This is a genomic window from Pedobacter glucosidilyticus (assembly GCF_002483235.1).
Classification (GTDB): Bacteria; Bacteroidota; Bacteroidia; order Sphingobacteriales; family Sphingobacteriaceae; genus Pseudopedobacter; species Pseudopedobacter glucosidilyticum_B.
Window position 1 is genome coordinate 18,370 of the sequence record NZ_DLHN01000011.1, and the last position, 11,070, is coordinate 29,439.

Consider the following 11,070-nt stretch of genomic DNA (forward strand, 5'->3'; position numbering starts at 1 on the left):
AAAGTTTAAATTTTTATTGTTTAATAGCTGATGGTTTGGTGTATAGGAAATCTGGTTTGATATTAATCATCAAATAGCCAAAGTGTCCTGTTTTATTATAATCTGCTGGAGAGCCAGGTTGGGCTTTCGCGATAACCATATTGTCTTTGGCTTTCATGATAGAATAACCTAGTTCAACTGTGGTAAATTTATTGAGCGTATAATTGATGCCTAAATCAACTTCTTGTCCTAGTTCTTGAGTATTAGTAGAAGCCAAAGCTTGAGCAGTTTCAAAGAAATGATAATCTGCTATGATGTAAAATTGATTGGCTGTAAATTTTGTTTTAAAGTAATAATCTTTTAAACCAGCGGCAGGCGAGCCTGTTGGCGCATAGAAATAATCCATAGTGCCCCAAAATTTATGTGGTGTACCATATAGAGGGTCAAATCTGTTGCTTTCAGTTGTAGGCGTTGTAGTTTTATTGCCTGATAAATAATCAAAACCAGGTCCTAAGGTAAATTTGCCTTTACTGTAATTAGCGCTAATGGTGTAGTGGTAAGCATCTAACTTTTTGCCATCTCTATCATGCCCTTTTTGATGATAGTAAGCTGCTTGGAGCGCTATCTTACCAAAACCTGAAGCGTTGCCAAAAACAGGCGTAATCATAGCGCCAAAAGTGTTTCTGTTATGAGTTCCGTTGATGTCAAAGAATCTTCCGTAAACTTTTCCACCACCACTATTTACACTGTCTAGTCGGTATTTTCCAAACTCATCATGAAAATAAAGAGCTGAAACTTTAGTTTGACCAAATTTTCGGGCTACATAAACACTGGTAAAGTTTTTATAATCTTGGTTTCCGCCATTGGTATTAGGTGGGTTTGTAAATGTAGGGTTGCCGGTTTTAGTACTATTGCCTGTTGCATTTACTAAAGGGATCATATTTGCAGGTGTGGGTACTAAAATACCTATATCGTTTTTTACATTGGCGGGGATATTTGCAGGTACATAATTGGTTCTGGCAAAGTTTTCATTGTTTTGGTTAAAAGCATAACCAATATCTACTTGCCAGCCATGATGCACCACTTTTAGCAAGGCCATATCAAACCTACGCCCTTGTTGAAGCCAATCTAAATTGCCTATTAAACGGGCATCATCATAAATTAATTCTTGTCGACCAATTTTTAAAGACAGGTTATCAAATAACTTAAATTTAATGGTTGTATCAGCTTTATTTGCCAAAGTTAAATCGGCCCAACTTTCATGAAGCATAAAACGGCTGCCGTCTGCCTGAGATATGGTAGAAGCATCTTGCCCCCAAACCCTTACATCTTGTGCGCTTACACCAAAAGTTAGCTTATCCCATTTATAACCAAAAGTTAGCCTTGTTCTTTGTGAAATAAAAGCTGCTGTTTTAGCACCATTGGGAACCAAGTTAGCAAAGCCTTTTCTTACTTCGCCACGAGGTCTTATTTGACCTGTTAAAGAAAATTGTGCATGCGCTTGCGCTGATGATAATGATATGAGGAAGATGTAAAGGAGTTTTTGAAATATAACTTTCTTCCTTCGGAGGATGTTTTTTTGGGGTGTAAAATCTCTGCGACCAGACCTTACACGGTTTGATAAAAATTTATACATTTGTTTAAGTTTAATTTGTGTGAGCAAGTTGACTATTTTGCCCATTAGGAATTGCGACTTCCTGGTGGGCTTCTTTTTTTCTGTTTAGTTTGATTTATTCATATTATATATTTTAAATTTTTTATTACGTTTTTATGTCATAAATATAATGTATATAATAAAAATGTGCTAAAAATTTTACATAAAACCATAAATTTTATGTTTTTTGCAATAAATAACCTTCTTAATCTTTCTAATTTTACTTTTTTACAATAAAAACATAAAAAATATCTAAATATTTTAATAAAATAATAGTGAATTTATTGTTTTTGTATAAAATGTAGAACATTTTTTAATGAAAAATATCTTATAATTCACTTTTTTAAAAAATTAATTCGATTTTTATATAAAATTATTGTGTTTTATATTGATTTGTATAAATACAGCTGATTATTTAATGGTGTTTATATGTTTTTTTAAGTTATTTTCGAAAATTACTTTTAAAAATTACAATAAAGCTCGATTTTTTATTTAGAATACGAATAAAATGAAAAAAAGTAAAGTAGAATGTGATTTGCAGACTTGTTTTATGTGTAAAATGTGTTTAAAAGAATGGCACCCGGCTATTCATGCACATCGGAAAACATTTCAGGTAAAAAAGGGTGAAAAAATTATAGAAGAGGGAGAACGTGTAACGGGCGTCTACTTTGTTTTTGATGGGATAGTAAAAGTTCATAAAAAATGGGGCGATAAAGAGCTTATTGTAAGATTTGCTAATAAAGGTGCTGTTATTGGACATAGAGGTTTGGGTACAAAAAGTTCTGTTTATCCTATTTCTGCAACTGCTTTGGAAACTTCTACTGTATGTTTTATTGGGTTAGAGTTTTTTAACGCTACTTTAAAAGTAAATAACGAGTTTACTTACCAATTGATGTTATTTTTTGCTGATGAACTTCAGGAATCTGAACGTAAAATGAGGAATCTGGCACACATGTCTGTAAAAGGGAGGGTAGCACAAGCTTTATTTAATTTGGAAGAGCAATTTGGAAGTACCCCAAATGGCGGCTTAAATATTAGTTTAACCAGACAAGATTTAGCTTCTTACGCAGGAGCCACTTATGAAACGGTTTTTAGAACTATAAATGAATTGGTAGATCATAAAATATTACGTTTAGAAGGAAAGGATATCATCATTAATGATAGACCTAAATTAGCGGCTTTAACTCAAATTATTCTTTAAAGATTATGGGATAGACTTGAAAAAAACGGGCTTCCCTTTTTCTAAATCGGTAATTTCAGCTGGATGCCATGCAATAGCGTTTGCTTGTAATCCTAATCTAATATCTCCTGAGCCATTGATAGGTAAATACTGTAGTTCTTTTTGGTTGTTGAGAACAGGAAAAAACTCGTCTAATGCTGTTTTTCCTTTTCTTGTAAAGCTTATAGGTAGCTGCTCGTCAGGGTTAGGTATTCCTAAGCAAGAAAAAATAAAAGGTTCCACGAAAATCTTAAAAGTAACTAAACAAGAGAAAGGGTTTCCTGGCAAGGCAAAAACCATTTTATTATCCAAGTAACCACACCAAATTGGTTTTCCGGGCCTTATAGCTAATTTATGAAATAGCTTTTGTATACCTAATTCTTCTAAAATTTCTGGTATAAAATCGGCATCACCAGCTGAAACACCTCCGTTTAAAATGATGATATCAGCTTTAAGCGCATCTTCAAGTGCGGTTTTGATGGCTTTTTTATCATCTAAAAGATGTGCTGCTTTTATTGGGTGTATGTTCAGTTTTTTAAATAAAGCTTTTAATAAATGTAAGTTGCTGTTGTTAATTTGCGTTGCCGATGCAGTTTGATGGACAGGTACAACCTCATTCCCTGTAGTTAGTACAGCTACTTGAGGCAGTTTTTGTACTTTTAATGTGTGTTTTCCTAAAGCAGCTAATAAGCCAATTCTTGCTGTATTGATTTGCTCTGATTGCTTCAAGACCAATTCGCCTTTTTTTAAATCTTGTCCCTTTTCGGCAATATTTTGATGAATTTTATAACTGTTAATGTTCAGCTTTGCTGTTCTATCTTCAAACAAAATATCTTCATTGCGGATGACAATATTAGCACTTTCAGGAACAGCAGCACCGGTCATGATTTTATAGCATTCGCCACTGGCTAATTTTTTAAAGCTTTCATCTCCGGCATAAATGGTTTCTACTATATGGTATGATAAAATACCTTTTTCTAAATCTTGGATGTGGATGGCGATACCGTCCATAGCGGCTCTGTTAAAAGGAGGAAAATCTCTTGGGGCAAAAATATCTTCAGCTAAAATACAGTCTAAAGCATCGTCTAAATGTACTTCTTCTGTACCAAAAGATTTTGCTTTTGACTGGGTAATTTCTAGCGCTTTTTGATAAGAAATCATGATTAATGACCTCCGCCTTTCATCATTTTTCGGGCATGGAAAACTGCGGGTAATATAGCTTCCAGAGATTCTCTTGCACCATCTGTACTTCCTGGTAAAGTTATAATTAAGCTATGTGAGATAGAACCCGCAACACCTCTGCTCATCATGGCTAATGGGGTACGTTGCTGACCAAAACTACGCATGGCTTCGGTTATACCATCGGCATCTCTTTCTAAAATTTCTTTAACAGCTTCAACGGTATTGTCGCGTGGGCCAAGGCCTGTTCCACCAGTGGTAAATATGAAGTGGATGTCTTGTTTTACCCAGGCTAAAATAGTTTCTTGAATTTTAATTTTGTCATCAGCAACTATTTGATAATCTGTTACATTGGCGTTTACATTGCTAAGCATTTTCTTGATGAGGATGCCGCTTTTGTCTTCTCTTTTACCTGCTGCTGTACTGTCTGAACATACTAAAATAGCACAAGTAGGAGAGGTGGCGAAGAACTTTTTCTTGTCACTTTTACCACCTTTTTTATCCAGTAGTTTGATGCCCGATATTTCCAATGCTTTATCAACTGGTTTCAGCATATCATATATTTCTAATGCTGCTACAGAAACGGCTGTTAGGGTTTCCATTTCTATACCTGTTCTGCCAATAGATTTTGCTTCGCCATAAATGATGATGCCACTTTTATCTGATAAAGATTGGTTAAACCAATGTTGATGAAGTTCTGGGTCTAAAAATTCAAATTTTAAATCCATGCCGTCAATGGCAACAGGGTGGCAATGAGGTAATAATTGCGGAGTAAGTTTTGCGCCAATAAAACCTGCTGCTTTAGCAACATCAAATAAATTTCCTTTAGGAAGTTGTTCTTCTTTAATAAGTACTATGGTTTCTTTGGAGCAAAAAATAGCTCCAATTGCTATTGCACTTCTTAAGGTGATTTGTTTGCTGCTAATGTCTCTCATGCTGCTATGGCTTTGCTTCAAAGGTAAGCATAGCTTTAAATTATTTATGCTTTAATCTATCCGGATATAAACTTTGCCTTCTTCAATTAAAACGGGATAAATTTTAATCGAATAATCATCACCGCTAAGGCAATCTCCACTTTTTAAAGAGAAAGTTTTTTTATGGAAAGGACAAGCAACTTTAGGTTCGCAATCATGTCCGGTGCTGCCTATCATCCCTCTTGATAAAGCCATTTGTTGTTTATGCGGACAAAGATTTTGTGTAGCGTACCATTCTCCTCGGCGGGTGAAATTGAAGATAGCTATTTGTGTGTCTTTATATTTTACACAAGCTCCGCCATTTTGTGGAACATCATCTGTATAACAAGCAAAAAATAAATTTTCAGAAACTGCTGTGGTTTCTATTTGATGGTTTAATTCTAAAATCTCGCTCATAATTTTGGTGTTTAAATCTTTTTTAATCTGTTATTGAAAATTACCAGGCTTCTGCCTTCACCTGCTCTCGCATAGGAGCAAATTTTACAGTAGGGTCTTTTTCTTCTGGTGCATTAATAAAGTGTGCAAATCTTTTTCTCATCTCTGGATTTTCGATGGCTGCTTTCCATTCGCAGGTATAAGTATTTACATGATAATGCATAGCGGCTTCTAATTCTTCGGCAATGCCCAAGCTATCGTTTATGATAACATTTTTGAGATAAGTGATGCCGCCTTCCATTTTATTTAACCAAGTTGCTGTTCTGGTTAATGGATCGGCAGTTCTTACATAAAACATTAAAAATCTATCTAGGTATTTGATACAGGTTTCTTTATCGATATCTGTGGCAAGCAATAAAGCATGTTGAGGTTTAGAGCCTCCGTTACCGCATACATATAAATTGTAGCCCTTTTCTGTAGCGATGATACCAAAGTCTTTAGATTGCGCTTCGGCACATTCTCTGATACAGCCAGAAACGCCACCTTTAAGTTTATGTGGCGAGCGTAGGCCTTTATATCTATCTTCTACTTCTATAGCAAAACTTACGCTATCTTGAAGTCCGAAACGGCACCAGGTGCTTCCTACGCAACTTTTTACAGTTCTTAAAGATTTGCCATAGGCATGGCCGCTTTCAAAACCAGCATCAATAAGTTCTTCCCAGATGGCAGGTAAATCGCTTAAATGTGCACCAAATAAATCAATCCTTTGGCCGCCGGTTATTTTAGTGTAGAGGTTGTATTTTTGAGCTACTTGCCCAATCACGATAAGTTTTTCTGGAGTAATTTCTCCGCCTGGTATTCTAGGTACAACAGAATACGTTCCTCCTTTTTGGATGTTAGCCAAAAATCTATCGTTACTGTCTTGTATGGTATCTTGTTTTAAAATTAAATCATTCCAAACGCCAGCCAAAATATTAGCGATAGCTGGTTTGCAAACCTCGCATCCATCGCCTTTTCCAAAATGGTCTAGGGCGGTATCATAATCTTTAATTTTATTGAGTTTGATAAGATCTAGCAGCTCTTGCCTCGAATAATCAAAATGTTCGCAAATAACGTTTTTGATGTAAACGCCATTTTCTTGCATGGTTCCGGTAATTAAATCTTTAACCAGAGGAACGCAACCGCCGCATCCGGTACCTGCTTTGGTGCATTTTTTTATATCATCAAGAGAATTTGCGGTTCCATCGCTAACGGCACCACAAATCATGCCTTTGGTAACAGCTTCGCAAGAGCAAATTAGAGCATCATCAGGCAAACTCATAACACCAGCACCACCATCAGTTTCTCCACCGCGACTACCTAATATTAAATCTTCTGGGTTTGGTGGTAATATAATTTTGTTGTTAACTGTTTGTAATAGGATGTTATAAGCATCGGCATCGCCAATAAGAATACCGCCAAGTAGGTATTTCCCATCATTAGTGATGTTAATACGCTTATAAATTCCTTTATGGGTATCTTCAAAAACAATGGTTCTTCCTTCGGGTTCGGTAATAAAAGCTTCACCAAAGCTGGCAACATCAACACCTATTAATTTAAGTTTGGTGCTCATATCAAAGCCATAGAAATACTTTTCTTGTTGGCAGATGTTAGCCGCTACAACTTCGGCCATTTCATAACCTGGAGCTACCAAACCATAAATCATGTCTTTATATAAAGCGCATTCACCAATAGCGAAAATATTAGGGTCGCTGGTTTGTAGTTTCTCGTTAACTAAAATTCCGCCTCTGGTACCAACTTCTAAGCCTGATAGTTTGGCAAGTTCGTCTCTTGGTCTTATACCGGCAGAGATAACCAGCATATCTAATTCTAGTTGGGTATCATCGTTAAAAGCGAGGGCTTCTATTTTTCCATCGCCAACAATCTCGCTGGTGCTTTTATTAAGATGTATTTGAAGATCTAATTCTTGAAGTTTATTTTGAAGAAGTTTGCTTCCTGCGCTATCCACTTGCCTTGGCATCAGGCGTGGTGCAAATTCTATCACATGGGTTTCTGCTATACCTAAATCTAATAAAGCTTTTGCCGCTTCTAAACCTAGTAAGCCCCCGCCCATAACTGCACCTTTTTTAGCTTTTAGGGCGTAGTTTTTCATTAATTCCAAGTCTTCTATAGTACGGTACACAAAAACACCTTCTTTTTCTACGCCAGGTATGTTTGGTACAAAGGCAGAAGAACCTGTTGCCAGAACGAGGTAATCATAAGGTTGTAAAATGCCTTTTTGAGAATGAACAGTTTTATTTTGTCTGTTGATTTCTAATACAGGGTCTGATAAATGTAGGGTGATATGGTTTTCTTGGTACCAGTTTGCTGGAGACATACTGAGGTCTTCGGCGGTTTTTCCGTTAAAATATTCGCTAAGATGAACCCTATCATAGGCTCTTCTAGGTTCTTCTCCGAAAACGATGAGGTTAAAATTATCAGACTTGGCAATTATTTTTTCACAAAACTTGTATCCAACCATTCCATTGCCAATAATTACGATGTTTTTTTTGTTTTTTGCGACCATTTGTGTGAGATTAGAATTTTTTAATCATAAACATGATTAAAATCATATATTTTACTAAAACAAGTATAAAAAATTAATATAAATGTTTTATAAATCATATAAAATTTAATAAAAGACTAAAAAAAGTATTAAAATTGTATTGTAAATTTTATGTTTTTTAAAATAATACATCTTTTAGTGTGAAAATATTAAGTATAATGTCTTTAAAATGTTATTTTTATCTGTTTTTTTAGATTGTTATTTGAGATTTTTAGACTTTTTATGGTGGTTTTTATAAAAATATGATGTAAAAAGAGATGAGTTTTTAGATTTCTTTAAGTATTGATAATAATTTCTAGCAATACAATTTTATTTATAGTTTTAAACGTTTTTATTTTAGTAGATGAGTGTGTTACTTCCCCAATTGTATGTAGTAGGAGCTGGTCCGGGTGATCCCGAATTACTTACCATGAAAGCTTATAAGATATTACAAACAGCTGATGTAATATTGTATGATAATTTAGCAAATAAGGCTTTATTGGAACTTGCCCCTCGGGATTGCGAATGTATTTACGTAGGTAAACAGCCTTATGGCGAGTATACACCGCAGGAACGTATTTTAGAATTGATCAAAGAAAAAGCTTTAGAAAAGGGAAGGGTTATCAGGCTAAAAGGAGGAGATCCCTATATTTTTGGAAGAGGTTTTGAGGAGATTTTATTTGCTAGAACACATGGAATAGAGACTTTTTATATTCCAGGGATAAGTAGTATGCAAGCACTTGGTTTTGAAGATATTCCGTTAACACACCGCTCGGTAAGTGAAAGTATTTGGGTAGTAACCGGAACCAAAAAAGACGGAAGTTTATCAGCAGATTTAAAACTAGCGATGCAAAGTAATGCTACAGTGGTTATTTATATGGGGATGAAAAAAACAGCCGATATAGCACTTGCTTATGTAGAAGCCCATAGAGGTGAAACTCCGGCAGCCATTGTACAACATGCTTCCTTACCTCATAAAAAAACAGTAAAAGGCAAAGTGAAAGATTTGCAGCTAATGGCAGAAGATTCAAAAATTACGCATCCGGCATTAATCATTATAGGTCCAGTGGTTGCTTTAACTATTTAAGTTCTGTAGGGTTTGATATAAAATGGAAGAAATTTTCGAACTTACTTTTGTAAGTATCTTTATCCAGTTTATAATAAAAAGCTCCCTTTTTAGAATTTAGCTTGTCTTTCTCTTGTTGTTTGATGATTAAGCCGGTAGAGAATAATTTTCTGCTAAAGTTTCTTTTATCTAATTCGGTATCAAAAACCTGCTCGTAAAGGGCCAGAATTTGTGGGATGGTAAATTTTTCAGGTAATAACTCAAATAATATAGGATGTAAGGCAGCTTTATACCTGATTTTTTCTTTTGCTTTTTTAACCATCTGGTTATGGTCAAAAATTAAATCGGGTAGTTGGTTGATCTCAAACCACTCGGCATGATAATCATTACTTAACTGTTTTTCATATTGGTGAATATCTACCAAAGTATGGTATGCAATGCTTAAAGTACGTTCGATAGGATCACGGTTAATATCACCAAAAACTTCTGTTTGCTCTAAATAAACATTCTCTAACCCTGTAAGTTGTTTTAGAACTCTGTAGGCAGCATCTTCTGGGGTTTCATCGGGTTTTAAAAATCCTCCCATTAAACTCCATTTACCTTTTTTGGGTTCAAAATCACGTTGTATAAGTAAAAGTTTTAGCTTTTCTCCATCAAAACCAAAAATAATACAATCTACAGCTACAAGCAGACGGGTTTGTTTAGAATATTTTTGCATGTAAAGTATTTGAAGATTTAAATCTACTAAGAGAAAATGGTTTCCTAAATAATTAATTATAATTGTGGAAATTACATTTAATATATTAGATTTAAATTATAACCCCAAAAATCAATGAAAAAAATATTCTATTTAAGTATGATGGTTGGTCTATCATTTGGTAGCTGCACCAATAATCAACAAAAAAGCAATCAGCAAGATACCATAGAAAGCATGGTGAACATTCCAGATTCGGTAAATTTTCAAAAAGATATCTTAGGTAAGCGTACTGATTTGTATGTGCTTAAAAATAAAAATAATATGCAAGTGGCTATTACCAATTACGGTGGTCGTATTGTAAGTATTATTGTGCCAGATAAAAACGGAAAATTTATTGATGTTTCTTTAGGTTACGATCATGTAGAGACATTTCAGAAAGACGGAGAACCATTTTTTGGAGCTTTAATAGGTCGTTATGGTAATAGAATAGGAAAAGCCAAATTTACTTTAGATGGCAAAGAATATAGTTTAGATGCTAATGATGGCATAAACACTTTACATGGTGGTAAAATGGGTTTTCATGCTCAGGTATGGGATGTTAAAGGAGTAACTGATAATAGTTTACAACTTCATTATATTTCTAAAGATGGTGAAGGCGGTTACCCCGGAACTTTAGAGGTTGCAGTAATATATACCTTAACAGATGATAATAGTATTGATATCAGCTACCAAGCTAAAACGGATAAAGCAACGCCAGTAAATTTAACCAATCATGCTTATTTTAATTTAAATGGCGAAGGAGACTCAACCATTTTAGATCATCTATTAACGATTAAAGCTGATGCTATAACTCCTGTAGATGAAGGCTTGATTCCTACGGGAGCTTTAATGGATGTTAACCATACACCTTTTGATTTTAGAAAAGCTACGCTAATAGGTGCCCGTATTGATGAAAACCATGAGCAATTGAAAAGAGGTAAAGGCTATGATCATAATTTTGTACTGAATAAAACAGATGGTTTGCAGCTTGTTGCAGATTTATATAGTCCTAAAACCGGAATTTTGATGGAAGTTTTAACAGAAGAGCCGGGCTTACAATTTTATAGTGGTAATTTCTTGACAGGAGAAACTAAAGATGGTAAAGGCGGTAAAGCTTATCAATATAGATCTGCATTGTGTTTAGAAACCCAGCATTTCCCAGATTCGCCAAATCAGAAAAACTTTCCATCAACCATTTTAAAACCAGGTGATATATATAAAACCAAGACGGTTTATAAATTTTCAACGAAATAATTTTTACCATATAGGGTATAAAAAAGGTAGTCTAAAAGCTACCTTTTTGT

General features: G+C 34.7%; 9 protein-coding genes. 3 read left to right on the top strand and 6 right to left on the bottom strand.

Translation table 11 applies throughout. From position 1 onward, the window contains the following. Positions 1–13: 13 nt before the first annotated feature. Positions 14–1,615: an alginate export family protein gene (locus B2745_RS02445; protein WP_304063227.1), complete on the bottom strand. Its 1,602-nt coding sequence runs from the start codon at positions 1,613–1,615 to the stop codon at positions 14–16. Between the two features lie 526 nt (positions 1,616–2,141). Here B2745_RS02445 and B2745_RS02450 point away from each other — a divergent pair. Continuing rightward, positions 2,142–2,834, top strand: coding sequence for a Crp/Fnr family transcriptional regulator (locus B2745_RS02450; protein WP_026903448.1), 693 nt, complete (start codon positions 2,142–2,144; stop codon positions 2,832–2,834). A gap of 3 nt (positions 2,835–2,837) precedes the next feature. Here B2745_RS02450 and B2745_RS02455 read toward each other — a convergent pair whose 3' ends face one another. The 4 genes from B2745_RS02455 to nirB are packed head-to-tail and all read right to left on the bottom strand — an operon-like array spanning position 2,838 to position 7,946. Then, on the bottom strand, positions 2,838–4,013 hold the full coding sequence (locus tag B2745_RS02455; RefSeq protein ID WP_304063229.1) for a molybdopterin molybdotransferase MoeA: 1,176 nt from the start codon (positions 4,011–4,013) through the stop codon (positions 2,838–2,840). A gap of 2 nt (positions 4,014–4,015) precedes the next feature. Next, entirely contained in the window at positions 4,016–4,966 is a 951-nt protein-coding gene (moaCB, locus tag B2745_RS02460; RefSeq protein WP_304063232.1) for a bifunctional molybdenum cofactor biosynthesis protein MoaC/MoaB, read from the bottom strand. A 51-nt stretch (positions 4,967–5,017) separates the two neighbouring features. Next, entirely contained in the window at positions 5,018–5,401 is a 384-nt protein-coding gene (nirD, locus tag B2745_RS02465) for a nitrite reductase small subunit NirD (RefSeq protein WP_081987655.1), read from the bottom strand. Positions 5,402–5,441: 40 nt separating this feature from the next. Next, positions 5,442–7,946 carry a nitrite reductase large subunit NirB gene (gene nirB, locus B2745_RS02470; RefSeq protein ID WP_304063235.1) on the bottom strand — a complete coding sequence of 835 codons (2,505 nt, stop codon included), beginning with the start codon at positions 7,944–7,946 and terminating at the stop codon, positions 5,442–5,444. A gap of 382 nt (positions 7,947–8,328) precedes the next feature. Between nirB and cobA the strand changes: the two genes are divergently transcribed. After that, positions 8,329–9,051 (top strand): uroporphyrinogen-III C-methyltransferase, encoded by a 723-nt coding sequence (gene cobA / locus B2745_RS02475; protein ID WP_304063238.1) that lies wholly within the window; start codon positions 8,329–8,331, stop codon positions 9,049–9,051. Here the strand turns inward: cobA and B2745_RS02480 are convergent. Then, entirely contained in the window at positions 9,044–9,748 is a 705-nt protein-coding gene (locus B2745_RS02480; RefSeq protein ID WP_304063241.1) for an NUDIX hydrolase, read from the bottom strand. The genes cobA and B2745_RS02480 overlap by 8 nt on opposite strands. Before the next feature lie 114 nt (positions 9,749–9,862). On the opposite strand from B2745_RS02480, the gene B2745_RS02485 reads away from it, so the two are divergent. Beyond that, positions 9,863–11,020 carry an aldose epimerase family protein gene (locus B2745_RS02485; RefSeq protein ID WP_304063244.1) on the top strand — a complete coding sequence of 386 codons (1,158 nt, stop codon included), beginning with the start codon at positions 9,863–9,865 and terminating at the stop codon, positions 11,018–11,020. The last annotated feature ends 50 nt before the right edge of the window (positions 11,021–11,070 follow it).